Below are 24,413 nucleotides of genomic sequence, written 5' to 3'. Positions count from 1 at the left end.
TTTTTTTATCCCTGCAGGCTGAAACAAAGATATATTTTTTAACAATTCAATTGATAATAATTATCGTTTGCTTTATCGTTATCAAAAATAAGCGTGTCACCGACCCACCACAGATGTGGGCGGCAAGGAAGACGCTGTGAGTGATGATTTGATGTAGTTGTATTTACCTCATGGAGATATGGAATGTTTAGGTTGAATCCCTTCGTCAGGGGAGGACTTTGTGCGTCCGCAATGTCCCTGGCACTGCCTGTTATCGCAGCAGAATCCGGCGACACAATGGTTGTTACGGCCTCCGCGACCGAGCAAAACCTGAAAGATGCGCCAGCCAGCATCAGCGTGATTACGCAGGAAGATTTGCAGCGCAAACCCGTTAAGAACCTGAAAGATGTGTTACGGGATGTGCCGGGCGTACAACTCACGAGCGAAGGGGACAACCGTAAAGGGGTAAGTATTCGCGGTCTGGACAGCAGCTATACGCTGATCCTGGTCGACGGCAAGCGCGTTAACTCCCGCAACGCGGTGTTCCGCCATAATGATTTCGACCTCAGCTGGGTGCCGGTTGACGCCATCGAACGAATCGAAGTGGTGCGCGGGCCGATGTCCTCGCTTTATGGCTCCGACGCGCTGGGCGGCGTGGTGAACATTATCACCAAAAAAATCGGTCAGAAGTGGACGGGCACCCTGAGCGCCGATTCCACGATTCAGGAACATCGCGACCGTGGAGACACCTACAACGGTCAGTTTTACACCAGCGGTCCGCTGGTGGACGGTCTGCTGGGGCTGAAAGCCTACGGTAGCCTTGCGAAGCGTGAGAAAGACGGCCAGCAGAAATCTTCTACCACGGCGAGCGGTGAAACGCCGCGCATCGAAGGCTTCACGAGCCGCGATGCTAATGTCGAATTCGCCTGGACGCCGTCTGAAAATCACGACTTTACGGCGGGCTATGGTTTCGACCGTCAGGATCGCGACTCGGATTCCTTGGACAAAAACCGCCTTGAGCGTCAGAACTACTCCCTCAGTCACAACGGTCGCTGGGGCATCGGCAACAGTGAGCTGAAGGTATACGGCGAGAAGGTTGACAACAAAAACCCGGGCAACAGTAATCCTATCACCTCCGAGAGCAACGCAGTGGACGGGAAATACGTGCTGCCGCTGGGCGAAATCAATCAGTTCCTGACCTTCGGCGGTGAATGGCGTCACGATAAGCTGAAAGATCCGGTCAACCTGACTGGCGGTTCCAGCAGCAGTACCTCGACAAGCCAGTATGCTCTGTTCCTGGAGGATGAGTGGCGTATCTTTGAACCTCTGGCGCTGACCACCGGTATCCGTATGGATGATCATGACACCTATGGCGATCACTGGAGTCCGCGGGCGTATCTGGTGTATAACGCGACCGATACCGTAACGGTGAAAGGGGGCTGGGCTACCGCGTTTAAAGCGCCGTCACTGCTGCAGCTGAGCCCGGACTGGGTCAGCGGCTCATGCCGTGGTGCCTGTGAGATTGTCGGTAACCCGGACCTGAAACCGGAAACCAGCGAGAGCTTCGAATTCGGTCTCTACTACAGCGGGGAAGAGGGCTGGTTAGAGGGCGTACAGGCCAGCATTACCACCTTCCAGAATAATGTGGATGACCGTATCAGCATTAGCCGTACGGCCAATGTGAAGCAGGCCCAGAGCTACCCTAACTATGTTGGCCTGAATGCGGACGGTGAACCGATTTTCCGCTATTACAACGTTAACAAGGCGCGTATCCGCGGGGTGGAGACGGAGCTGAAATTCCCGCTGGCGGAAGAGTGGAAAGTGACGCTGAATTACACCTATAACGATGGTCGTGATATCAGTAACGGCGGCAACAAACCGCTGTCCGATCTGCCATTCCACACGGCCAACGGTACCGTTGACTGGCAGGCGACCCAGGACTGGTCGTTCTACGTTCAGGGCAACTACACCGGCGAGAAACGCGCGTTGACCAGCAGTGCCCCTACGCCGGGTGGCTATGTCATCTGGAATACCGGTGCGGCGTGGCAGGCAACGAAAAGCGTTAAGCTGCGCGCGGGCGTGCAGAACCTGCTGGATAAAGACCTGAGCCGTGACGATTACAGCTATACAGAAGATGGCCGTCGTTACTTCGTGGGTGTGGATTACAGGTTCTGACCCAGTCAGGTGCCGGGTGGCGGCTGCGCCTTACCGGGCCTACAAAAAAGCACAAGCTTGTAGGCCCGGTAAGCGAAGCGTCACCGGGCAAAAAAGGCCGCACTTACCCGAACAAATGCTCCGCATGGAAGCGGAGATGATCCTCAATAAAGGATGCGATGAAGTAATAGCTGTGATCGTATCCCGGTTGAATACGCAGCGTCAGCGGCCAGTCTTTCTGGCGTGCCGCTTCTGCCAGCACCGCGGGCTGTAGCTGCCCGGCAAGGAACTGATCCGCATCTCCCTGATCGATAAGGATAGGAAGGGCATCTTCCGGTTTGCTGTTCAGCATCAGCGCACAGCTGTCCCATGCCAGCCATTTTTCCGCATCGTCACCCAGATAGTGGGTAAAGGCTTTTTGCCCCCATGGCACCTGGGTGGGGTTCACGATAGGCGCAAATGCCGACACGCTCACGTATTTTCCCGGGTTTTTCAGCGCCATGATCAGCGCCCCGTGACCGCCCATCGAGTGGCCGCTGATCGCGCAGCGCTGGCTGACCGCAAACTGAGACTGCACGAGGGCAGGAAGTTCATCGCGAATGTAATCATACATACGGTAGTGGCGCGCCCAGGGCAGTTCGGTGGCATTCAGATAAAAGCCGGCGCCTTTGCCCAGGTCGTATCCCGTATCGTCGGCCACATCATCGCCACGTGGGCTGGTGTCCGGCATGACCAGCGCAATACCCAGTTCGGCAGCAATACGCTGCGCGCCCGCTTTGGTGGTGAAGTTTTCGTCGTTGCAGGTCAGGCCGGAAAGCCAGAACAGAACCGGCGGGTTTTCCGTCGGGGGCAGGAAAATGCTGAACGTCATCGCACAGTTCAGAACGGTGGAGTCGTGCCGCCAGCGCTGCTGTCGACCTTCAAAACAACGGTGCTCTTCGAGCAGTTCCATGCTGGGCTCCTTAATGAGAATGTGCAGTCATAAAACCCATAATACAGCGTTTTCATTAACCTGTGAGCAACTTTCACTTTCGTCAGACGACGAGATGCTGCATCATAAATTTACTTTTCTTTAACATTTGGAGCGTTCATGGCGCTGCGTATTGCGCTCAGTGGGTTCGTCGTTCTGGTGGTGGCAATGGGAATCGGGCGCTTTGCCTTTACGCCTCAGGTGCCGCTGATGATAGCTGCCGGGCAGCTTACGCTGACCAGCGCGGGTCTGGTGGCGGCGATGAACTATCTGGGCTATCTGGTGGGCGCGTGGGATGCGATGCGCGCCCACCGCTTTGTTGAAATGCGTCTCTGGCTTGGCATCGCGGGGGCGGTGGCGTTGACGCTGCTCTCCGCCGCGGCGGATAACGCCGTTGTACACGGCCTGCTGCGCTTTGTGATTGGCTGTATGAGCGGCTGGTCTATGGTGCTGATTGCTGCCTGGACCAACGAACGCCTGGGCCAGCTTGGCAAACCTGGCCTGAGCGCCGCCGTTTTTGCTGGACCCGGAGCAGGCATTGCCCTGAGCGGGCTGCTCGCCGTCTATATTCAGGCGAAATCCCTTTCGGCTGGTGCGGCATGGCAAATTTACGGCGTGCTGGCGCTGGTGCTGATTGCGCTGGTGGCGCGCTACCTGCCGCGAGCCGGACAACTTCATCGACCCGGCACCGCACCGGAGCCGCTGGTGCTGACGGCAGATTTAAAACGCCTGGTCTGGAGCTACAGCCTGGCCGGGTTTGGGTACATTCTGCCGGCGACCTTTTTATCGCAAATGGCGGCCGTACGTTTTCCCGGCAGCCTGTTTGCCCAGTTTGTCTGGCCGATTTTTGGTCTCGCCGCCGTGGTGGGCATTGCGCTCAGCATTCTGTTACGTCACACCTCAACGGCTAACCGCCGGCTGGCTATCGTGCTGTGGCTCCAGGGGGCCGGCGTGCTGGCGGCCTGGCTGCTGCCCGGAATTGGCGGATTGCTGACGGGCGGGCTACTGGTGGGCGGCGGGTTCCTCTGCGCCGTTCAGCTCTCGCTGCTGTACGGCCGCGAACTGGCTCCGGAGCACACGCGGTATATGGCCGGTTTGCTCACGACCGGGTATGCCATAGGCCAGCTGGTAGGGCCGGTAACCTCAGCGTTATCGACCTGGCTTACCCACCGGCTGGAGCCTGCGCTGGGCCTGGCGGGCGTTGCGCTGTTCGTCGGCGGTGCCCTGGTGTGGAATCGTCACGCTGAAAGGCAACAGCAATTGCAATAATTATCGTCGTGAATACTGGATTATGTGCGCGGCCTCACGCACAATGAGCGCATACTTTTGCCACAACGAGGGCAAAAGACGCCACACCTGCAGGAGAACAAAATGTCATCACTCAGTAAAGAAGCTGCCCTGGTCCATGAAGCCCTGGTTGCGCGCGGTCTTGAAACGCCACTGCGTCCGCCCGTTCAGGATATGGACAATGAAACCCGCAAGCGTCTGATTGCCGGTCATATGACCGATATCATGGAGCTGCTGAATCTCGATCTGAGTGACGACAGTCTGATGGAGACGCCGCACCGCATCGCGAAAATGTACGTCGACGAAATTTTCTCTGGCCTGGATTACGCCAACTTCCCGAAAATTACCGTCATCGAAAATAAGATGAAAGTGGATGAGATGGTGACGGTGCGTGATATCACGCTGACCAGCACCTGCGAACACCATTTCGTCACTATCGACGGTAAAGCGACCGTGGCGTATATCCCTAAAGATACGGTGATTGGCCTGTCGAAGATCAACCGCATCGTGCAGTTCTTTGCGCAGCGTCCACAGGTGCAGGAGCGTCTGACGCAGCAGATCCTGACCGCGCTGCAAACGTTGCTCGGCACCAATAACGTGGCCGTCTCAATCGACGCGGTTCACTACTGCGTGAAAGCGCGCGGCGTGCGTGATGCCACCAGTGCGACCACCACTACCTCGCTGGGTGGGCTGTTTAAATCGAGCCAGAATACCCGCCAGGAGTTCCTGCGCGCCGTTCGTCACCACAACTAAGTCTTACAGGGCAGGGACCATGGAGCGAAACGTCACGCTCGATTTTGTTCGCGGCGTCGCCATTCTCGGTATCCTGCTGCTCAATATCAGCGCCTTCGGTCTGCCGAAGGCGGCCTATCTTAACCCTGCGTGGTATGGCGACATCACGCGCAGTGATGCCTGGACGTGGGCGATCCTCGATCTCTTCGCGCAGGTCAAATTTCTCACGCTCTTTGCCCTGCTGTTTGGCGCAGGCCTGCAGCTCCTCCTCAGACGCGGCACGCGCTGGATCCAGTCGCGTCTGACGCTGCTGGTTATTCTCGGGTTTATCCACGGGCTGTTCTTCTGGGATGGCGATATTCTCCTCGCGTATGGCTTAGTCGGGCTCATCTGCTGGCGTCTCATACGCGATGCGCACAGCGTAAAAAGCCTTTTTAACACCGGCGTAATGCTCTATGTCATGGGGCTGGCAGTGCTGCTGCTGTTGGGGATGATCTCGGGCGAGGCGACAAACCGTTCCTGGATCCCGGATGCCGCAAACCTGCAGTACGAGCAATACTGGAAGCTGAAGGGCGGTACGGAAGCAATAAGCAACCGTGCGGATATGCTGGGCGATAGCCTCCTTGCGCTGGGCGCGCAATACGGCTGGCAGCTGGCGGGAATGATGCTGATGGGCGCGTCACTGATGCGCACCGGCTGGCTGAAAGGCGAATTCAGCCTGCGCCACTATCGCCGCACCGGCATCGGGCTGGTGCTGCTCGGCGTGCTGATTAACCTTCCGGCGGTGATGGCGCAGTGGCACCTTCACTGGGATTACCGCTGGTGCGCTTTCCTGCTCCAGGTGCCGCGTGAGCTGAGCGCACCGTTCCAGACCATCGGCTATGCGGCGCTGATCTATGGCTTCTGGCCGACGTTTTCTCGCCTGTGGATGGTCAGCGCTATCGCCTGCGTGGGGCGCATGGCGTTAAGCAATTACCTCCTGCAAACGCTTATCTGCACCACGCTTTTCTATCGCTTTGGTCTGTTTATGAAATTCGACCGCCTCGAACTGCTGGCGTTTGTTATCCCGGTCTGGGCGGTAAACCTGGCGTTTTCTGTTCTCTGGCTACGCTATTTCCGCCAGGGGCCGCTGGAGTGGGTATGGCGTCAGTTAACCGCACGTGCTTCAGGGATATCATTGAAAAATACATCCAGATAACGATCTGGATCACAATCATTAACAAAACGGATGTAAGCGTTTTCATGAGTGTGAGCTTCTTCACGTAGTCCCCTTTCTCTCACTGCCAAAATAGCCACCTTGCTAAACACAGGGGGTGTCTGTGAGTTGCTGCAATCCTTTGAAGGATGGTGAATATGATCACCATTCGTGACGTCGCCCGTCAGGCGGGCGTTTCTGTGGCTACCGTCTCGCGTGTCCTGAACAACAGCGCGCTGGTCAGCCCTGAAACCCGTGAAACCGTAATGAAAGCCGTGACTCAGCTTGGGTACCGGCCAAATGCCAATGCCCAGGCGCTTGCGACGCAGGTCAGCGACACCATCGGCGTGGTGGTAATGGATGTATCGGACGCCTTTTTTGGTGCGCTGGTGAAAGCGGTCGATGTGGTCGCCCAGCAGCATCAGAAATATGTCCTGATCGGCAATAGCTATCATGAGGCGGAAAAAGAGCGCTATGCCATCGAAGTGTTGATCCGTCAGCGCTGTAACGCCCTGATTGTCCACTCTAAAGCCCTGAGCGACGAAGAGTTAATCGGGTTTATGGATCAGATCCCAGGCATGGTGCTGATCAACCGCATCGTTCCGGGCTATGCCCACCGCTGCGTCGGGCTGGATAACGTCAGCGGCGCGATGATGGCCACCAAAATGCTCATCAACAACGGCCATCAGCGGATCGGTTATCTTGCCTCCAGCCACCAGATTGAAGATGACGAACTGCGGCGCGAGGGGTGGCAGAATGCCCTGAAAGAGCACGGCATTACCCCCTCCGAGAGCTGGGTGGGAACCGGTACGCCGGATATGCAGGGCGGTGAGGCGGCAATGGTTGAGCTGCTGGGCCGCAATCTCCAGCTTTCAGCGGTGTTTGCCTATAACGACAGCATGGCGGCCGGGGCCCTGACGGCGCTGAAAGATAACGGTATTGCGGTGCCACAGCATTTATCACTCATTGGTTTTGACGATATCCCGATTGCCCGTTACACCGACCCGCAGCTGACAACGGTGCGTTACCCGATAGCCTCTATGGCGAAACTGGCGACTGAACTGGCGTTACAGGGGGCGGCAGGGCTGCTGGATCCGGGGGCAACACATTGTTTCATGCCGACTTTAGTACGTCGTCACTCCGTTGCGGCCCGGCAAATTGTGGTTCCGATCACTAACTGATTACATGGGGTGATGTAACCGTTTTCAATCTGTGAGTAAATTCACAGTATCTTAACAAGGCGCTGACTATGATGTCAGCGTTTTAGGGGCTGAAACGCTATGTAACAGTGATTATTCACTTTCACTATAGCCAACGTGCCGCAAACAACGAATAAAACGCATTTCTGGAGCGTTACCGAACACGGAAGATAGAAATTTTATAAGTGAACTTCGGCTGTCAGTAACGTTTTATTAACACCTGCCCGCCGATCGTTATTCACAAGAACTACCCTGCATAAAAAAAACCGGAGATACCATGAATAAGAAGGTGTTGACTCTGTCTGCTGTAATGGCAAGCATGCTTTTTGGTGCAGCAGCGCACGCTGCGGATACCCGTATTGGTGTGACCATCTATAAATACGACGACAACTTCATGTCTGTTGTGCGTAAAGCAATTGAGAAAGATGCTAAAGCAGCGCCAGACGTTCAGCTGCTGATGAATGACTCCCAGAACGACCAGTCCAAACAGAACGACCAGATCGACGTTCTGCTGGCGAAAGGCGTGAAAGCCCTGGCTATCAACCTGGTTGACCCGGCGGCAGCAGGCACGGTGATTGAAAAAGCGCGCGGCCAGAACGTGCCGATCGTCTTCTTCAACAAAGAACCTTCCCGTAAAGCGCTGGACAGCTACGACAAAGCGTATTACGTCGGTACCGACTCCAAAGAGTCCGGCATTATTCAGGGCGATCTGATCGCGAAACACTGGGCGGCAAACCCGAACTGGGACCTGAACAAAGACGGTCAGATTCAGTTCGTGCTGCTGAAAGGCGAACCCGGCCATCCGGATGCTGAAGCGCGTACCACCTACGTTATCAAAGAGCTGAACGACAAAGGTCTGAAAACCCAGCAGCTGGCGTTAGATACCGCGATGTGGGACACCGCTCAGGCGAAAGATAAGATGGACGCGTGGCTGTCCGGCCCTAACGCTAACAAAATTGAAGTGGTTATCGCCAACAACGATGCGATGGCAATGGGCGCGGTAGAAGCGCTGAAAGCCCACAATAAATCCTCCATCCCGGTATTCGGCGTGGATGCGCTGCCAGAAGCGCTGGCGCTGGTTAAATCCGGTGCGATGGCCGGTACCGTGCTGAACGATGCCAACAACCAGGCGAAAGCGACCTTCGATCTGGCGAAAAATCTGGCCGATGGCAAAGGCGCGGCAGATGGCACCAACTGGAAGATTGACAATAAAATCGTTCGCGTACCTTACGTGGGCGTAGACCAGTCCAACCTGGCTGAGTTTATCGGTAAATAAGAGCATTAAATTGTCTTCACTGGGCGCAATTCGTTGCGCCCTTTTATAACGCGATATGCGAGGCCAACAAGGTATAATTATGGTCAGCACAACTACTCCGTCATCCGGTGAATACCTGTTGGAAATGAACGGCATCAACAAGTCATTTCCCGGCGTTAAGGCACTCGATAACGTTAATTTAAAAGTTCGTCCTCACTCTATTCATGCTTTAATGGGGGAGAACGGTGCGGGTAAATCAACATTATTAAAATGCCTTTTTGGGATCTATCAAAAAGATTCTGGCAGCATTCTTTTTCAGGGGAAAGAGATCGATTTCCATTCAGCGAAAGAAGCACTGGAAAACGGTATCTCGATGGTTCACCAGGAATTAAACCTGGTACTGCAGCGTTCAGTTATGGATAACATGTGGTTGGGGCGTTATCCCACCAAAGGTGTTTTTGTCGATCAGGACAAAATGTATCGGGACACCAAAGCGATTTTCGATGAGCTGGATATTGATATCGATCCGCGCGCCCGCGTGGGAACATTATCCGTATCCCAGATGCAGATGATCGAAATTGCTAAAGCCTTCTCCTATGATGCGAAAATCGTCATCATGGACGAACCGACATCGTCACTGACGGAAAAAGAGGTTAATCACCTTTTTACCATTATCCGTAAGCTTAAAGACCGCGGCTGCGGCATTGTGTATATCTCCCACAAAATGGAAGAGATCTTCCAGCTGTGTGATGAGATAACCATTCTGCGCGACGGTCAGTGGATTGCCACGCAGCCGCTCGAAGGGCTGGACATGGACAAGATCATCGCCATGATGGTGGGCCGTTCCCTGAACCAGCGCTTCCCGGATAAAGAAAACAAACCGGGTGAAGTGATCCTCGAAGTCCGCAACCTGACTTCGCTGCGTCAGCCCTCTATCCGCGATGTCTCCTTCGACCTGCACAAGGGTGAAATCCTGGGCATTGCCGGTCTGGTGGGGGCAAAGCGTACCGACATCGTGGAAACCCTGTTTGGCATTCGTGAGAAAGCCGAAGGCACGATTACGCTGCACGGCAAAAAGATTAACAACCACAACGCCAACGAAGCCATTAATAATGGTTTTGCGCTGGTAACGGAAGAGCGTCGTTCGACCGGTATTTATGCGTATCTGGATATTAACTTTAACTCGTTAATTTCTAATATTCGCAATTATAAAAACAAAGTCGGGCTGCTGGATAACTCCCGCATGAAGAGCGATACCCAATGGGTTATTGACTCCATGCGCGTGAAAACGCCAGGGCACCGCACTCAGATCGGTTCGCTTTCGGGCGGTAACCAGCAGAAAGTCATTATCGGCCGCTGGTTATTAACCCAGCCAGAGATTCTGATGCTGGATGAGCCTACCCGCGGTATTGACGTCGGCGCGAAGTTTGAAATTTATCAACTGATTGCCGAGCTGGCGAAAAAGAATAAAGGGATCATTATTATTTCTTCCGAAATGCCGGAATTGTTAGGGATCACAGATCGTATTCTGGTTATGAGCAATGGTCTCGTTGCCGGTATTGTTGACACCAAAACGACAACGCAAAACGAAATTTTGCGTCTTGCGTCTTTGCACCTTTAAGATCAGGGGCTCCTCATGAGTGCGTTAAATAAAAAAAGTTTTCTCACTTACCTGAAAGAAGGCGGTATTTACGTTGTTCTTTTAGTACTGCTGGCCATCATCATTTTCCAGGACCCTACGTTCTTAAGCCTGTTGAACCTGAGTAACATTCTGACCCAGTCCTCCGTGCGAATTATCATTGCGCTGGGCGTAGCGGGCCTGATCGTCACCCAGGGGACAGACCTTTCTGCCGGTCGCCAGGTCGGCCTGGCGGCGGTTATCGCGGCAACCCTGCTGCAGTCGATGGAAAACGCCAACAAGGTCTTCCCGGAAATGGCCACCATGCCCATTTTCGTGGTGATCCTGATTGTCTGCGCCATTGGTGCGGTGATTGGTCTGATCAACGGTATTATCATCGCCTACCTGAACGTGACGCCATTTATCACCACGCTGGGTACGATGATCATCGTTTACGGTATCAACTCCCTGTACTACGACTTTGTCGGTGCGTCTCCTATCTCGGGCTTTGACAGCGGCTTCTCAAGCTTTACGCAAGGGTTTATCGCGCTCGGCAGCTTCCGCCTGTCGTATATCACCTTCTATGCCCTGATTGCGGTGGCCTTCGTCTGGATCCTGTGGAACAAAACGCGCTTTGGTAAAAACATCTTCGCTATCGGGGGTAACCCGGAAGCGGCGAAAGTCTCCGGCGTCAACGTTGCCCTGAACCTGCTCATCATCTATGCCCTGTCCGGGGTGTTCTACGCCTTCGGCGGGATGCTGGAAGCGGGCCGTATCGGCTCTGCAACCAACAACCTTGGCTTCATGTATGAGCTGGATGCGATCGCAGCCTGCGTGGTGGGCGGCGTCTCCTTCAGCGGTGGTGTGGGTACCGTACTCGGCGTGGTGACCGGTGTGATCATCTTCACCGTCATCAACTACGGGCTGACCTATATCGGCGTAAACCCGTACTGGCAGTACATCATCAAGGGCGCCATCATCATCTTCGCGGTCGCGCTGGATTCACTGAAATACGCGCGTAAGAAGTAAGCCTCACTCGTCTCCTCCGGCCCGCTCAACGAGCGGGCTTTTTTATGCCCTACGCCAGATTTGACTCCTCCCGGGTCACAATGCGCTCAAACCAGTCGAGTTCTGAGAGCTTGCAGGCAACCCACTGTTCAGAAAAGGCCTCACCCAGGCTGTCGGTGAGATACTGACAGCGGGCGAAGGTCTCAATCGCTTCCTGCTGAAACAGCGGCAGGTCGGGTTGGTCCTGCTGCGGTTCAGCCAACGCCTCCTCGTCGATATTTTCCAGCCCGTACAGCATGCCGGTCAGGAGGGTTGCAACCACCAGATAGGGATTGGCATCAGCCCCGGCCAGACGGTACTCAATGCGACGGTTGCTGTCATCCGAGCAGGGGATCCGCAGGGCGGCGGTACGGGTGTTATAACCCCAGGAGTGAAAGAGGGGTTCCGTCAGGTTTTTACGCAAACGACGAAACGCGTTGACGCCCGGGGCAAGAATGGCGACGGAGGCGGGCATCAGCGCCAGCTGGCCCGCTATACATAAACGCATCATGCTGTTAAGCGCATTCACCGGTGAGGCAAAGAGGTTGTTACCGCGGCTGTCGTTGAGGCTGAAGTGGACGTGAAAACCGCTGCCCGAGAGCTGGCTGAAAGGCTTGGCCATAAAGTTGGCCTGCAGGCCGTGTTTTTCCGCCACGTATCGGGCCAGGCGGCGCAGCGCCAGCACGTTATCACAGACCTCAACAACGTGATGGCTATGCTTCAGGTTTAATTCGTACTGACCGGGCTCGGCTTCCGCCACGATCCCGGTGAGCGGAATGCGCTGAAGGTGTGCCAGCTGTTCCAGTTCGTCAAACAGCGCCGCGTGCGCGCTCGGGGTATCCATATGAAAGCAGCCCGGATTTTGCGAATCCTGTCGCCCCTGTTCCGTCAGGTAGAACTCGATTTCCGGGGCAATAACCGGGAAGAGCCCATGCTGGTGGAAGCGGGAAAGTACAGTCTGCAGGATCACACGCGGCTCAAGCGGGCAGGGTTTCTCGTCGCTGTCTTTCATCGTCAGCAGGATCTGCGCGTTGTGCTGTGGATCGTGTGGACAGGGACGCAGGGAGCCGGCGACGGGGACGCAAAGGCGGTCGGGTTCATCAGGCAGCGAAGCGGCGATTTGTCCTTTCTGGTCCATCGAATAGACGGAGAGCGGAAAATAACAGCCGTTTTCCAGCGTCAGCATGCTCTCTACCGAGAGGCGTTTGCCGCGCATCGTGCCGTTGATATCATTCAGATAAACGTCAACGTGCTTCGTCTGCGGGTAGCGTTCCAGGTAATCGGCCACTTCCACGGCAATGTTGTGCTGCAGGGCATCAATTTTTTCATCAAGCCAGAGACCGGAATTCAGTGCGCCGGGGAGTGATAAACCGGGAAAGTTAAAATACGGGCGGAGACTTTTCAGGAAAAACGCATTCATTATCGAGTTCATAGTCATTCTTCAATGAAGCCGTAGCGGCAGTGAACTCAGCGTAAAAGAGCCGGCGTAAAGGCGGGATAAAAAGCGTCACGCCCGTCGTAAAGAAAGTATAAAGGCGGGCTATTTTTTCTCTTTTTTCTGCATATCGAGCAGTTGCTCTGGCGTCACCGCCGGGTAACCCTGAGCGTCTTCAGGCACTTCATGCATCGCCGGAATCGGCACCAGCGGGCCTAAGAAGCGCGGTTCGCGTTTGAAAATATAGAGATCTGCCAGGGCGCCAAAGCGGGCGCCAAATTCGCGAACGCGCACGCTCAGCATATCTTTTGGCGATGGCACCGCGTAGCACTGCGCCTGAATACCCATATGCAGGGCGATAAACAGCGCGCGCTCGCAGTGGAAGCGCTGGGTGATGATGATGAAGTCGTTGGTGTCGAAGACTTTACGCGTGCGCACGATGGAGTCGAGGGTGCGGAAACCGGCGTAGTCGAGGACGATATCAGCAGGGTCCACGCCCGCGGCAATCAAATCCTTACGCATCGTCACCGGTTCGTTATAGCTTTGCAGGGCGTTATCCCCGCTTAACAGCAGGTAGTTCACTTTGCCGCTGTTGTAGGCGTTCAGCGCGCCCTGGATGCGGTAACGGTAATACTGGTTGATGACGCCGGTGCGGTAATACTTGGCGGTGCCGAGCACCACGCCCACCTGACGGTAAGGCAGGTCCTGCAGGTCATCAAAGATGTAGGGGGCGGTTTTCCAGCTCATCCAGCGGTCGAGACCGAGCACGATCAACAGCAGTATGCCGACCAGGACAGACAGGCTGTAAAACACGCGCTTTAACATGCAGATGGCTCGTACCGAAGATGAAATTTAACTCAGGCTACTTTACCCGCCTGGTTAGCGCAAGAAACAGCGACTCAACTGAGGGGTTTTTCAGCAAACTGGCGGGCATTTCTGCCCGCCGGAAGGAATCAGGCAAGCAGTACGCGGTCAATCGTCGTACAGCCCAGCGCCTTGAGCGTCGCGGCGGTGGCGTCCCACTGGATCAGCGGCGCATCGGCTCTCTCTGCCAGAATGGCGCGCTGAATGTCAGGATAGTCATAGCCGTTCAGGCTCAGCAGGTTGAGGGCACCCTGCAGTGGCGGCAGCGTTGGGTTAAACGCCGCGTTCTCCGCATAGCTGCCGCTAAAGATGCGCCCATCGCGGCACTGTAGCGCCACCCCGCTCGGGGACTTGCTGTACGGGGTATGGCTCTTGTTGGCAGCGCGAATGGCCGCCTGGGACAGGTCATCGCCGGACAGGGCGAAACCGTGGTCCTGCTCGTCCATCAATAGCGTTTTGATCTCCAGATCTTTCGGGCCAAACGCGTCTGGCAGGTAATCCGCCAGCGTGTGTGGCGCGCGACCCGGCAGGTTGATGCGCAGCTGCAGACCGCTGTTCAGCTCGTTCATGAACTGACGGCAGTGACCGCAAGGGGTGTAGTTCACGGTAATGGCGCTCAGCGCTTTTTCACCGCGCAGCCAGGCGTGGCTGATGGCGCTCTGCTCGGCGTGAACGGTTTGCTGCATGGTTGCGCCCAGGAACTCCATATTGCCGCCGAAGTACCAGGTACCGCTGACCCCGCGTGCAATGGCGCCGACGTTGAAGTGGGAAAGATCGGCCCGCGCGCAGGCGGCGGCCAGGGGCAGCAGTGCGAAAGCCAGCGCGTCTTCGTCCAGTCCCGTTGCCTGTTTCAGCATCGTGACCTGCTCCGCCATCAACAGGGCGGGGAAGTGTGCATCTGCCAGAACGGGAGCCAGGGCTGACTGCAAATTCTCTGCAAGCTGGGCGAAAGCAGCTTGAAAACGTGGGTGCATGGCGTTTGCCTCATAAAGGTTAATGGATCGGTAGTTTACGGAGCCGCCAGGGCTTTATATGTGATCCACTTCTCATTATGTATGCAACTTATGAAATCAAAATGAAATTTGCGCGACGCATCGCAAATTTTAGCCCATCACCGCCAGAATCAGCGGGAAAATGAATGGGGCCAGCAGGGAGGTGATAATCCCGCAGATTACCAGCGCCAGAGAGCTAAACGCCCCTTCCTGATAATCCAGCTCTGCGCAGCGGGCGGTGCCCAGCGCATGCGAGGCGGTACCCATCGACAGTCCCCGGGCGGCCTTCGTATGGATACGCATGGCGTTAAGCAGGGTATGACCAAATACCGCGCCAAGAATGCCAACGAAAATCACGCACATTGCGCTGATGGCCGGAATACCGCCGAGGCTGCCGCCGACCGCCATCGCGATAGGCGTGGTCACCGATTTCGGAAGGATAGACGCCGCAATCTGCGGGGAAGCGCCCATCAACAGCGCCACCGATGTTCCCGTAATCATCGCCACCAGGCTGCCGACAAAACAGATGGTGATGATGGATTTCCAGCGAGCGCGGATCTGGTGCAGCTGTTCATATAAAGGAAACGCCAGCGCGACAACGGCGGGCTGCAGCAGGTCGTTGAGGATTTTGCTGCCAGCAAAGTAGCGTTCGTAAGGTATGCCGGTGAGCAGCAGGAACGGGATAATCACCACCATCGCCACCAGCAGCGGGTTCAGCAAGGGCATTTTGAAACGTGCGGCAAGTTTGCGAGCGGCGAAGAACACCACCAGGGTTAATGGCAGCGACCACCAGATATTGGCTATCATTTTTTTGTTTTCTCCCCGATCACGTTGCGTTCACCATGCACCAGATGCGAACTCCAGCTCACCACCAGGAAAACCACCAGCGTACTGACCGCGCAGGAGACCACAATCGGGCCGAACTGGGCTATAAGCAAATCAAAATACTGCATCACCCCGACGCCGATAGGTACGAAAAGCAGCGCCATATAGCGAATAAGGACAAAGCAGCCGGGGTTGACCCACTTTGCGGGCAGAATTTGCAACGCCAGCAAAACAAAGAGGATCAGCATACCGATAATGCTGCCGGGAATAGTAATTGGCAGCAGCGACGCGATGAAAATCCCGGCATACAGGCAGGCGTAAATCAGGACGAATGCGCGCAGATATTGCCAGATAATGTTCAATGATTTACTCATGGTGAAAGTCCTTGCTGAAACGGATTCATCATACAATTAAACCTGAAAATGTGCCACGGATCACATCATGAAATTTGAGCATACCAGACATTCCGGAATGGAACGTCGTGCTTTCCACATACCCGGAGAGCAGATACTATAGCGCGTCTTTTTTTACAGGTACTGCTATGCGTGTCTTACTGGCCCCAATGGAAGGCGTGCTCGACTCCCTCGTGCGCGAGCTTCTGACCGAGGTGAACGATTACGATCTCTGCGTGACGGAGTTTCTGCGCGTGGTCGATATGTTGTTGCCGGTAAAATCCTTCTTCCGCCTGTGCCCCGAGCTGCACAACAACAGCCGGACCTCTTCCGGCACGCTGGTGCGTATTCAACTGCTCGGTCAGTATCCGGAATGGCTGGCGGAAAACGCCGCCCGTGCGGTTGAACTGGGCTCTTACGGCGTGGATCTCAACTGCGGCTGCCCGTCGAAGCTGGTGAACGGCAGCGGCGGCGGAGCGACGTTGCTGAAAGATCCGGAGCTGATTTACCGCGGCGCGAAAGCAATGCGTGAGGCCGTGCCTTCGCATTTGCCGGTGACGGTTAAGGTGCGCCTGGGGTGGGACAGCGATGCCCGGCAATTTGAAATCGCCGATGCGGTGCAGCAGGCCGGGGCTACCGAGCTGGTGGTGCATGGCCGCACCAAAGAGGATGGCTACAAAGCCGAGCGCATTAACTGGCAGGCGATCGGTGAGATCCGCAAACGTCTCTCCATTCCGGTGATCGCCAACGGCGAAATCTGGGACTACGAGAGCGCGCAGGCCTGTCTGAACGCCACCGGCTGCGATGCGGTGATGATCGGCCGCGGGGCGCTGAATGTGCCCAACCTCAGCCGGGTGGTAAAATATAACGAGCCGCGTATGCCGTGGGCAGATGTCGTCACGCTGCTGCAAAAATATAGCCGTCTGGAAAAGCAGGGCGACACCGGTTTGTATCACGTGGCGCGAATTAAACAGTGGCTGAGTTATTTACGCAAAGAATATGATGAAGCGCTGGGGTTATTTCAGGAGATCCGGACATTACAAACCTCCGCTGATATTGCCCGGGTTATTCAGTCGAAGTAATTAATTCATTTGATGAATAATTTTCTGTTTATGTAAATGTATAACAATTTACGGATTGCCACGCATTACTAAAAAAACAAATAACATCAAGCGTAATTTGCGCCTTTCTTTTTTGAGTCTATGGCGTAATGAAACGTTCTTTTATTTTATCTCTGAGTGCTCCTCTCGCGTTTGTACTGGTTGCCTGTGCGCCGGAACATGCCACGGTTTCCCCTCTCCAGGCCCGGACGGTAACGGCGTCGGTTAATACGGTTTTGCATCATCAGGACTGGCCGAAAAATGAGTGGTGGAAGGCGTATAACGATCCCCAGCTTAACCGTCTTATTGCAAAAGCCTTGAACGATGCGCCGGATATGCAGATTGCCCGCCAGCGTATTACGCTTGCCGAAGCCCAGGCAAAAGCCACGCTGGCTGCCGACGGTCCGCAGATGGATTTTTCAGCGGATGCCGAACGTCAGAAAATGTCCGCCGAAGGGCTGATGGGGCCCTTCGCTATTACTGACCCGGCGGCAGGTACCACCGGGCCGTGGTACACCAATGGCACCTTTGGCCTGACCGCCGGCTGGGATCTCGACCTGTGGGGAAAAAATCGCGCGCAGGTGGAGGCCCGAATAGGCAAAGTCAATGCGCAAAAAGCGGAGCTTGAACAAACCCGTCAGCTGCTGGCCAGCAGCGTGGCGCGGCTCTACTGGGAGTGGCAAACCCAGGCCGCCGCGGAGGATGTACTCGGGCAGATTAAACGCGAACAGGACAATATCATCGGGGCCGACCGCGAGCTGTATCTGCATGGGATTACCTCCTCCGTAGAGGGCGTCGAAACGGATATCAACGCCAGCAAAACCGAAGAGCAGATGGCTGAGGTGAGCGGCAAGATGAAAGCCATAGAGGCGCGTCTGGTCGCGCTGACCAATTCATCCACTTTAACACTTACCCGGCACGCCTTGCCGACGGTGGAGGCCTCGTTACCCTCGACGCTAGGATACGAACTGCTGGCACGCCGTCCGGATCTGCAGGAGGCGCACTGGTACATCGAAGCCTCCATGAGTGAGGTGGAAGCCGCCAGAGCGGCATTTTATCCTGACGTGAACCTGATGGCCTTCTTACAGCAGGATGCCCTCCACCTCAGCGATCTGTTCCGTGCTTCCGCGCAGCAGATGGGCGTGACCGCCGGGCTGACGCTGCCCATTTTCGACAGCGGCAGGCTGAACGCCAGCCTGGATATCGCGCAGGCGCAGAACAATCTCTCGGTGGCGAACTACAACAAAGCGGTGGTGGAGGCGGTTAATCAGGTGGCGCGCACGGCCAGTGAGCTCGAAACGCTGACCGCGAAAAACCGTCATCAGCAGCAGGTGGAAAAAGATGCAGCACGGGTGGTGGCGCTGGCGCAGGCGCGTTTTAGCGCGGGAATGATTGCCGGCTCCCGGGTCAGTGAAGCCAGAATCCCGGCGCTTAAAGAGCATCTCGCCGGATTAATGCTGAAAGGTCAGTATGTTGACGCCACGCTGCAGCTGACCTCGGCCCTGGGCGGTGGCTATCATCATGGCTAAAAAAGGCCATTATCTATACTTACCTCTTTGCTGTTTTTCAGGAGGTGAGTATGACCAGAGTAGCGATTGTTACCGCATCGGATTCCGGGATTGGTAAAACCACGGCGCTGATGCTGGCTGAGCGCGGGTTTGATATTGGCGTCACCTGGCACTCAGATGAAAATGGGGCGCTGGACACCTGCCGTGAAATCGAAGCGCAGGGCCAGCGTGCAGAGGCTATCCATCTTGATTTAAGTACTCTGCCGGAAGGCGCTGAGGCGATAGAAACGCTGATTGCGCGTTTTGGTCGACTGGACGTGCTGGTCAATAATGCCGGGGCGATGGCCAAAGCGCCGTTTCTGGATATGCCGTTTGACGACTGGCGGAAAATTTTCACCGTCGACGTTGACGGCGCGTTTCTCTGCTCGCAGATAGCGGCACGTCAGATGGTGAAGCAGGGGGAAGGGGGGCGGATTGTGAATATCACCTCGGTCCATGAGCACACGCCGCTGCCAGAGGCCAGCGCCTATACCGCAGCAAAACATGCGCTGGGAGGGTTAACGAAGTCCATGGCGCTGGAGCTGGTTAAGCACAACATTCTGGTGAATGCCGTCGCGCCGGGGGCGATTGCCACACCTATGAATGACATGGATGACAGCACGGTGAAAGAAGGTTCATTGCCGGAAATCCCGCTGGCAAGACCGGGGTATACCAAAGAGATCGCAAGCCTGGTGGCGTGGCTGTGCGATGGCGACGCCAGTTATACCACCGGACAATCGTTTATTGTCGACGGAGGATTTATGCTGGCGAATCCGCAGTTTAAGCCGGAGGGGTAGGTTTCCCCTCACCCTAACCCTCTCCCAAAGGGAGAGGGAACTAAAAACGCCCTCACTCCTCCTCCCGCCTCTTTTCCCGATGCTTCAGCCACAGCCTGACCCCAATCACCGCCCCGACCACCAGAATCAACCACGCCCAGTGTTTCAGGTGCTGGTCGAGATTATGCAGCCATGGGCCAATCACTTCGCCCCCCACGTAACCGAGCGTGGTAAAAATCAGCGCCCAGGCAACAGCGCCAACAATATTGAGCGGCAGGAAAATTTTAGGCGGCAGGCGGCTCGCCCCAATCAATATCGGCCCTATGATTCGAAAGCCGTACATAAAGCGGGTGCCAATCACAAACAGGTAAGGGTGGCGCTGGATCAGCCGTTGCGCTCTGCGGATCTTCTTTTGATGCTTAGCAAAACGTTGCAGCAACGCAGGCCCGAAACGCAGTCCCAGAAAATAGAGCAGCTGATCGCCAATCATGCCGCCCAGCGCGACGGCGGCAACCACCAGCGGGAATTTTAGCAGCCCCTGATGTGCGGCGACGCCGCCCAACAGCGTGATGGTTTCACCTTCTGCCACGCTCCCGACCACCAGCGCAGCGTATCCGTATTGTTCAATAAATCCGTTGATATCCATTACGTCAATATCATCTCCCTTAGTATGTCTCGCTTAATCATATACCCCATGAATCAACAGCGGGGAAATCAACGGAAATTTCCCACTGTACATAAAATAATCTAAAGCCTGCATTATACTTAAGGTATCGATGACGGGCCGACAACAAGGGGGCGCTATGAACCATGTCTGGGGACTTTTCTCCCATCCCGATCGTGAAATGCATGTCATTAAAAGTGAGAACGAAACGGTCTCGCATCATTACACGCACCATGTGCTGCTGATGGCTGCGGTGCCGGTAATATGCGCTTTTATTGGAACAACACAAATCGGCTGGAACTTCGGGGACGGCACCGTGGTTCAGCTCTCCTGGTTTACCGGGCTTTATCTGGCCATTCTCTTCTATGGCCTGATGCTGGCGGGTGTGGCGGTGATGGGGCGCGTTATACACTGGATGGCGCGTAACTACCCGCAACGTCCATCGCTGGCGCACTGTATGGTCTTCGCCGGATATGTCGCGACCCCGCTGTTCTTAAGCGGTATTGTTGCGCTCTATCCACTGGTCTGGTTGTGCGCACTGATCGGTACCATTGCCCTCTTTTACACCGGTTATCTGCTGTATCTGGGGGTCCCAACCTTCCTCAATATCAATAAAGAAGAGGGCCTGAGCTTCTCCAGTTCAACGCTCGCCATCGGCGTACTGGTCCTGGAGGCGCTACTGGCGCTGACGGTTATTCTTTGGGGTTATGGATACCGTCTCTTCTGAGTTCACTGCATTGCTGGCGTAAATGCCAGCAATGCAGCATCTGTTCACGATTATCCGCTGGCGACAACGCCCGGCGACCGCTATGATGCCGAAGCCAGCCTGTGTTTCACCGTTGACACAGGCGGTGTACGTCATTACGTGCGTGAATAATTATCAGAAGTCTCACCATGCTGAAATTCCGAGTCTCTTTACTTAGCCTGGCGCTGTTGCTGGGCGCGTCCGCTGCCGTGCCAGCCGTCGCCAAAACGCCCGCGGTGACCACCGCTGCTGCCCAGCCGCAAATTGCCTCCGGCAGCGCGATGATTGTTGATCTCAACACCAATAAGGTGATTTACGCCAGCCATCCGGACCTGGTACGCCCGATCGCCTCGATTACCAAATTAATGACCGCGATGGTGGTGCTTGATGCCCATCTGCCGCTGGACGAAAAGCTGAAAGTGGATATCAGCCACACGCCGGAGATGAAAGGGATCTACTCTCGCGTGCGTCTGAACAGTGAAATCAGCCGGAAAAATATGCTGCTGCTGGCGCTGATGTCGTCTGAAAACCGTGCGGCGGCGAGCCTTGCGCATCACTATCCTGGCGGCTATGACGCGTTTATCCGCGCGATGAACGCCAAGGCCAAAGCGCTGGGAATGAACAATACGCATTATGTTGAACCGACGGGTCTGTCGATCAACAACGTCTCCACGGCGCGCGATCTGACGAAACTGCTGATTGCCAGCAAACAGTACCCGCTGATTGGACAGCTTAGTACCACCCGTGAAGAGATGGCGACCTTTGCAAACCCGGCCTATACGCTGCCGTTCCGCAACACTAACCATCTGGTTTATCGGGATAACTGGAATATTCAGTTAACGAAAACCGGTTTTACCAACGCGGCAGGGCACTGTCTGGTGATGCGCACGGTGTTTAACGGTAAGCCTGTGGCGCTGGTGGTGATGGATGCCTTCGGCAAATATACCCACTTCGCCGACGCGAGCCGTCTGCGCACCTGGATTGAAACGGGGAAAGTACAGCCTGTGCCGGCTGCGGCATTGACGTATAAAAAGCAGAAAGCGGAACAGATGGCGACGGCGCAAAACGACTGAGCCGCCTCTGCGCGCTGATGCCCTCACCCCGACCCTCTCCCACAGGGAGAGGGAGAAAACACTAAAAAACGGTAACCCAGGTTACCGTTTTGCTTTTACTCCGGCAGCGTCCAGTCCCCGTCGTTGAGCGGGCGCTGCATAATCACCGTATCCCGCCAGTCGCCTTTCTTGTATCCCACGCTGCGCAGCTGTCCGACAATCTCGAAGCCATGCTTTTTATGCAGGCGCAATGAGCCGGCATTATTATTGCCGTCTCCCACCACGGCAATCATCTGCCGCCACGGGCCTTGCTCACAGCGTGCGATCAACGCAGACATTAATGCCGAGCCAAAACCGCGTCCGGTGATGCTGGCGTCCACATAAATCGACTCTTCCAGGGTATAGCGGTAAGCGTGTCGCGGCCGGTAAGGGGTGGCGTAGCAATAGCCGACCACAATGCCGCGATACAGCGCGATTAACCACGGTAACCCGTTCTCAGCCACGCTTTTCATGCGATGACGCATTTCATCGATGGTGGGGGGAACTTCTTCAAAGGATGCGCGCCCGTGAAGCACATGCCAGGCATAGATGGCGGCGATGGCATGCACATCATCGGGAAGGGCGTCGCGCACTTCCAGTTCGGTCTCGGATAAAACATCAACAGCCGACATGATGTGCCTGCTCCTCGTGATAGATAGCCGGAGAAACGTTTCTCCGGCGACAGACAGTTACTCTATTACGATTAAGTAGCGCTTAACAATCTCTCAAATTTGGCTGTATGAATTAATCAGACGCTTGCGTTATGCGCTGCTCCGCGTCTGCGCTCTCGTGCCAGTATTTCTTCCGCGTTGTTTTACCGATGCCGGGATTCATGCTGTTTGTAGGGTCATTCTCGCGATAAAACTGCTTAAGTGCGTCCGGAGCTTTATAAAGATGCCCGACGTTGTGTTCCGCAGGATATTGTGCGCCGCGTTCACGCAACAGGGCGAGCATCTGCTCCTTCAGCGCGTGCGCGTCTACTCCTTTTTTGACAATGTAGTCCTGATGGAAGACATAACACATAAAGTGGCCGTAATAGAGTTTATGCACCAGCTTACTGTCAATTTCCGGCGGCAGGTGTTCAAACCACTCGGTGTCATTACGGCGCAGAGCGATATCCAGCGCCAGAATATCTTCCACCTCTTCGGAATGTACCGCCTGATAACGGATGGCGGCGCCTGCGGCGGCAAAACGGTGCAGGAACGCTTTGCTGCCCTCTTCAGGCGTACAGGCAAAGAAATCCCCCTCGGCGGTTTTAAAGAATTCGCTCAGCCAGGACTGCGCTTCGGCAATCCCGTCCCCGGCCATTTTTAACAGCAAATGATGCTCGTACTTATCGCGCCAGGTTTTCATCCGCTCCGGTAAATGTGCCGGGAAAACGTTGCCCAGTTTCTGCATAAAGCGGTCGGTGAAGTGCGGTTTAAACAGGGGCACTTTCTCCAGCATCGCGTCGGTGCGGCCCTTCATGGTGAAGAAGAACGGCATTTTGTCGGTGCCGAGCTTGTCAATCATCAGGAACGTATCTTTGCCGTAACGCTCGGCGATGTCGTAAATGTCCCGGTGCATATACTCGCCCGCCACCGGCAGGTGCGTGAATTCGCCCAGAATGTGGCGGCGGATCGCCGTCAGAACGTCCGGCTGATTGGTCCCGATGTAAAACACCTGCTGCTTTTTCTCGGCCGGGAAGGTGTCGAGACGCACCGCGAACACCGCCAGCTTGCCCGCGCAGCCGGAGGATTCAAACAGGCGATCCGGGTCGGCGTTGTAGCGCGCCGGCGTATCGGCATTGATATCCCGCACGCGGGTCACGTAGTCGTGATCGTGTGCATGACGGCCGTCGTGCTGAACGTCTTCATCCTTCACGCGATCGTCGTCGAGCTTGCTGAGGATCTGCTCCGGCGTGACGCCAAGATCGATACCCAGATGGTTAACCAGCGTCAGCTTGCCGTTTTCATCGATACGGGCAAACAGGGACATCTCGGTATAGGCGGGGCCGCGCTGCACCAGCGAGCCGCCGGAGTTATTGCAGATCCCACCAACCACCGAAGCGCCAATACAGGAGGAGCCGATCACCGAATGTGGTTCGCGGCCCAGCGGCTTAAGCGCTTTTTCGAGGGAGTAGAGCGTCGTGCCGGGGAAGGCGAGCACCTGCTCGCCTTTATCCAGCAGGTGCAGTTTGTCGAGGCGCAGGGTGCTGATGATCACGATGTCACGGTCGTAATCGTTGCCGTTCGGCGTTGAACCTTCAGTCAGGCCGGTGTTCGCCGCCTGCATTAAAATAATCTTGTCGGCGGCGACGCAGGCGCTCAGCACGCGCCACAACTCCAGCAGCGTGCCGGGGAAAACCACCGCCAGCGCCTCGCCCTGGCCGGAGCGGAAGCCCTTGCGGTAGCGGGCAGTTTTCGCCGGGTCGGTAAGCAGGTGAGAGGAGCCAACCAGGCGCGACAGTTCGTTAATAAAAGCCGTGTTATCGTTTGTTCGAACAGAAGACATTTTCCACTCCTTGTGGTGGGGCAAATTTCTCGCTGTAAAGCATAGCGCGATTA

22 protein-coding genes are annotated in these 24,413 nt (G+C 55.6%); 13 read left to right on the top strand and 9 right to left on the bottom strand.

From position 1 onward, the window contains the following. Positions 1 to 183: 183 nt before the first annotated feature. On the top strand, positions 184 to 2,154 hold the full coding sequence (gene cirA / locus SP99_RS15220) for a catecholate siderophore receptor CirA (RefSeq protein ID WP_047959106.1): 1,971 nt from the start codon (positions 184 to 186) through the stop codon (positions 2,152 to 2,154). 103 nt (positions 2,155 to 2,257) lie between these two features. Here cirA and fghA read toward each other — a convergent pair whose 3' ends face one another. After that, positions 2,258 to 3,085: an S-formylglutathione hydrolase gene (gene fghA / locus SP99_RS15215; RefSeq protein WP_047959105.1), complete on the bottom strand. Its 828-nt coding sequence runs from the start codon at positions 3,083 to 3,085 to the stop codon at positions 2,258 to 2,260. A gap of 138 nt (positions 3,086 to 3,223) precedes the next feature. Here fghA and SP99_RS15210 point away from each other — a divergent pair, with 138 nt between their 5' ends. The 7 genes from SP99_RS15210 to mglC all read left to right on the top strand — a co-directional run bounded on the left by SP99_RS15210 (position 3,224) and on the right by mglC (position 11,418). Continuing rightward, positions 3,224 to 4,372, top strand: coding sequence for a YbfB/YjiJ family MFS transporter (locus tag SP99_RS15210; protein ID WP_047959104.1), 1,149 nt, complete (start codon positions 3,224 to 3,226; stop codon positions 4,370 to 4,372). 102 nt (positions 4,373 to 4,474) lie between these two features. Further along, positions 4,475 to 5,143: a GTP cyclohydrolase I FolE gene (gene folE, locus SP99_RS15205; RefSeq protein ID WP_025756263.1), complete on the top strand. Its 669-nt coding sequence runs from the start codon at positions 4,475 to 4,477 to the stop codon at positions 5,141 to 5,143. A 19-nt stretch (positions 5,144 to 5,162) separates the two neighbouring features. Continuing rightward, positions 5,163 to 6,320 (top strand): DUF418 domain-containing protein YeiB, encoded by a 1,158-nt coding sequence (gene yeiB / locus SP99_RS15200; protein ID WP_047959103.1) that lies wholly within the window; start codon positions 5,163 to 5,165, stop codon positions 6,318 to 6,320. Between the two features lie 155 nt (positions 6,321 to 6,475). Beyond that, a complete protein-coding gene (gene galS / locus SP99_RS15195; protein ID WP_047959102.1) occupies positions 6,476 to 7,498 on the top strand; it encodes an HTH-type transcriptional regulator GalS in 1,023 nt (340 codons plus the stop codon). A 295-nt stretch (positions 7,499 to 7,793) separates the two neighbouring features. After that, positions 7,794 to 8,792, top strand: a complete 999-nt coding sequence (gene mglB, locus SP99_RS15190) for a galactose/glucose ABC transporter substrate-binding protein MglB (protein WP_008500923.1) — start codon at positions 7,794 to 7,796, stop codon at positions 8,790 to 8,792. A gap of 79 nt (positions 8,793 to 8,871) precedes the next feature. After that, positions 8,872 to 10,392 (top strand): galactose/methyl galactoside ABC transporter ATP-binding protein MglA, encoded by a 1,521-nt coding sequence (gene mglA, locus SP99_RS15185; RefSeq protein WP_025756261.1) that lies wholly within the window; start codon positions 8,872 to 8,874, stop codon positions 10,390 to 10,392. Positions 10,393 to 10,407: 15 nt separating this feature from the next. After that, positions 10,408 to 11,418, top strand: coding sequence for a galactose/methyl galactoside ABC transporter permease MglC (mglC, locus tag SP99_RS15180; protein WP_045285165.1), 1,011 nt, complete (start codon positions 10,408 to 10,410; stop codon positions 11,416 to 11,418). 49 nt (positions 11,419 to 11,467) lie between these two features. Here the strand turns inward: mglC and SP99_RS15175 are convergent, their stop codons facing one another. From SP99_RS15175 to SP99_RS15155, 5 genes are all read right to left on the bottom strand, one after another. Next, positions 11,468 to 12,856 carry a glutamine synthetase family protein gene (locus SP99_RS15175; protein WP_047959101.1) on the bottom strand — a complete coding sequence of 463 codons (1,389 nt, stop codon included), beginning with the start codon at positions 12,854 to 12,856 and terminating at the stop codon, positions 11,468 to 11,470. A 120-nt stretch (positions 12,857 to 12,976) separates the two neighbouring features. Continuing rightward, positions 12,977 to 13,696 (bottom strand): outer membrane permeability protein SanA, encoded by a 720-nt coding sequence (gene sanA, locus SP99_RS15170; protein ID WP_014884561.1) that lies wholly within the window; start codon positions 13,694 to 13,696, stop codon positions 12,977 to 12,979. Between the two features lie 128 nt (positions 13,697 to 13,824). Next, positions 13,825 to 14,709 (bottom strand): cytidine deaminase, encoded by an 885-nt coding sequence (cdd, locus tag SP99_RS15165; RefSeq protein ID WP_047959100.1) that lies wholly within the window; start codon positions 14,707 to 14,709, stop codon positions 13,825 to 13,827. Positions 14,710 to 14,838: 129 nt separating this feature from the next. After that, positions 14,839 to 15,534, bottom strand: coding sequence for a CidB/LrgB family autolysis modulator (locus SP99_RS15160; protein WP_025756257.1), 696 nt, complete (start codon positions 15,532 to 15,534; stop codon positions 14,839 to 14,841). Then, positions 15,531 to 15,926 carry a CidA/LrgA family protein gene (locus SP99_RS15155; RefSeq protein WP_047959099.1) on the bottom strand — a complete coding sequence of 132 codons (396 nt, stop codon included), beginning with the start codon at positions 15,924 to 15,926 and terminating at the stop codon, positions 15,531 to 15,533. Before SP99_RS15155 ends, SP99_RS15160 begins: the two co-directional genes overlap by 4 nt. Positions 15,927 to 16,093: 167 nt before the next feature. Here SP99_RS15155 and dusC point away from each other — a divergent pair, with 167 nt between their 5' ends. From dusC to SP99_RS15140, 3 genes are all read left to right on the top strand, one after another. Beyond that, a complete protein-coding gene (dusC, locus tag SP99_RS15150; RefSeq protein WP_025756256.1) occupies positions 16,094 to 17,026 on the top strand; it encodes a tRNA dihydrouridine(16) synthase DusC in 933 nt (310 codons plus the stop codon). A gap of 128 nt (positions 17,027 to 17,154) precedes the next feature. Beyond that, positions 17,155 to 18,573: a multidrug resistance outer membrane protein MdtQ gene (gene mdtQ / locus SP99_RS15145; RefSeq protein ID WP_047959098.1), complete on the top strand. Its 1,419-nt coding sequence runs from the start codon at positions 17,155 to 17,157 to the stop codon at positions 18,571 to 18,573. Positions 18,574 to 18,623: 50 nt separating this feature from the next. Then, the gene (locus SP99_RS15140; RefSeq protein WP_080337349.1) at positions 18,624 to 19,388 is read left to right on the top strand and encodes an SDR family oxidoreductase; all 765 of its coding nucleotides are present in this window, start codon (positions 18,624 to 18,626) and stop codon (positions 19,386 to 19,388) included. 52 nt (positions 19,389 to 19,440) lie between these two features. On the opposite strand, the gene SP99_RS15135 is transcribed toward SP99_RS15140, so the two are convergent. Then, positions 19,441 to 20,013, bottom strand: coding sequence for a DedA family protein (locus SP99_RS15135; protein ID WP_047959096.1), 573 nt, complete (start codon positions 20,011 to 20,013; stop codon positions 19,441 to 19,443). Positions 20,014 to 20,170: 157 nt separating this feature from the next. Here SP99_RS15135 and SP99_RS15130 point away from each other — a divergent pair, with 157 nt between their 5' ends. Further along, positions 20,171 to 20,758 carry a Yip1 family protein gene (locus SP99_RS15130; protein ID WP_013097942.1) on the top strand — a complete coding sequence of 196 codons (588 nt, stop codon included), beginning with the start codon at positions 20,171 to 20,173 and terminating at the stop codon, positions 20,756 to 20,758. A 167-nt stretch (positions 20,759 to 20,925) separates the two neighbouring features. Beyond that, entirely contained in the window at positions 20,926 to 21,849 is a 924-nt protein-coding gene (gene pbpG / locus SP99_RS15125) for a D-alanyl-D-alanine endopeptidase (RefSeq protein ID WP_014884552.1), read from the top strand. A gap of 95 nt (positions 21,850 to 21,944) precedes the next feature. Here the strand turns inward: pbpG and SP99_RS15120 are convergent, their stop codons facing one another. Both SP99_RS15120 and dld read right to left on the bottom strand, forming a co-directional pair. Continuing rightward, positions 21,945 to 22,499 (bottom strand): GNAT family N-acetyltransferase, encoded by a 555-nt coding sequence (locus tag SP99_RS15120; protein ID WP_047959095.1) that lies wholly within the window; start codon positions 22,497 to 22,499, stop codon positions 21,945 to 21,947. A gap of 112 nt (positions 22,500 to 22,611) precedes the next feature. Next, on the bottom strand, positions 22,612 to 24,360 hold the full coding sequence (dld, locus tag SP99_RS15115; protein ID WP_047959094.1) for a D-lactate dehydrogenase: 1,749 nt from the start codon (positions 24,358 to 24,360) through the stop codon (positions 22,612 to 22,614). Positions 24,361 to 24,413 lie beyond the last annotated feature (53 nt).

Source organism: Enterobacter sp. BIDMC92 (genome assembly GCF_001030225.1).
Taxonomy (GTDB): domain Bacteria; phylum Pseudomonadota; class Gammaproteobacteria; order Enterobacterales; family Enterobacteriaceae; genus Enterobacter; species Enterobacter sichuanensis.
This window is presented reverse-complemented; position numbering and strand designations above follow the sequence as displayed.

Excerpts from the sequence above, each read along its gene's own strand:
- SP99_RS15120 (WP_047959095.1), bottom strand. The coding sequence starts at position 22,499 with ATGTCGGCTGTTGATGTTTTATCCGAGACCGAACTGGAAGTGCGCGAC.
- SP99_RS15175 (WP_047959101.1), bottom strand. The coding sequence starts at position 12,856 with ATGAATGCGTTTTTCCTGAAAAGTCTCCGCCCGTATTTTAACTTTCCC.
- mglB (WP_008500923.1), top strand. The coding sequence starts at position 7,794 with ATGAATAAGAAGGTGTTGACTCTGTCTGCTGTAATGGCAAGCATGCTT.
- SP99_RS15160 (WP_025756257.1), bottom strand. The coding sequence starts at position 15,534 with ATGATAGCCAATATCTGGTGGTCGCTGCCATTAACCCTGGTGGTGTTC.
- fghA (WP_047959105.1), bottom strand. The coding sequence starts at position 3,085 with ATGGAACTGCTCGAAGAGCACCGTTGTTTTGAAGGTCGACAGCAGCGC.
- SP99_RS15155 (WP_047959099.1), bottom strand. The coding sequence starts at position 15,926 with ATGAGTAAATCATTGAACATTATCTGGCAATATCTGCGCGCATTCGTC.
- galS (WP_047959102.1), top strand. The coding sequence starts at position 6,476 with ATGATCACCATTCGTGACGTCGCCCGTCAGGCGGGCGTTTCTGTGGCT.
- dusC (WP_025756256.1), top strand. The coding sequence starts at position 16,094 with ATGCGTGTCTTACTGGCCCCAATGGAAGGCGTGCTCGACTCCCTCGTG.
- SP99_RS15210 (WP_047959104.1), top strand. The coding sequence starts at position 3,224 with ATGGCGCTGCGTATTGCGCTCAGTGGGTTCGTCGTTCTGGTGGTGGCA.
- mglA (WP_025756261.1), top strand. The coding sequence starts at position 8,872 with ATGGTCAGCACAACTACTCCGTCATCCGGTGAATACCTGTTGGAAATG.
- folE (WP_025756263.1), top strand. The coding sequence starts at position 4,475 with ATGTCATCACTCAGTAAAGAAGCTGCCCTGGTCCATGAAGCCCTGGTT.
- SP99_RS15140 (WP_080337349.1), top strand. The coding sequence starts at position 18,624 with ATGACCAGAGTAGCGATTGTTACCGCATCGGATTCCGGGATTGGTAAA.
- sanA (WP_014884561.1), bottom strand. The coding sequence starts at position 13,696 with ATGTTAAAGCGCGTGTTTTACAGCCTGTCTGTCCTGGTCGGCATACTG.
- yeiB (WP_047959103.1), top strand. The coding sequence starts at position 5,163 with ATGGAGCGAAACGTCACGCTCGATTTTGTTCGCGGCGTCGCCATTCTC.
- cirA (WP_047959106.1), top strand. The coding sequence starts at position 184 with ATGTTTAGGTTGAATCCCTTCGTCAGGGGAGGACTTTGTGCGTCCGCA.
- cdd (WP_047959100.1), bottom strand. The coding sequence starts at position 14,709 with ATGCACCCACGTTTTCAAGCTGCTTTCGCCCAGCTTGCAGAGAATTTG.
- mglC (WP_045285165.1), top strand. The coding sequence starts at position 10,408 with ATGAGTGCGTTAAATAAAAAAAGTTTTCTCACTTACCTGAAAGAAGGC.
- SP99_RS15130 (WP_013097942.1), top strand. The coding sequence starts at position 20,171 with ATGAACCATGTCTGGGGACTTTTCTCCCATCCCGATCGTGAAATGCAT.
- pbpG (WP_014884552.1), top strand. The coding sequence starts at position 20,926 with ATGCTGAAATTCCGAGTCTCTTTACTTAGCCTGGCGCTGTTGCTGGGC.
- dld (WP_047959094.1), bottom strand. The coding sequence starts at position 24,360 with ATGTCTTCTGTTCGAACAAACGATAACACGGCTTTTATTAACGAACTG.
- SP99_RS15135 (WP_047959096.1), bottom strand. The coding sequence starts at position 20,013 with ATGGATATCAACGGATTTATTGAACAATACGGATACGCTGCGCTGGTG.
- mdtQ (WP_047959098.1), top strand. The coding sequence starts at position 17,155 with ATGAAACGTTCTTTTATTTTATCTCTGAGTGCTCCTCTCGCGTTTGTA.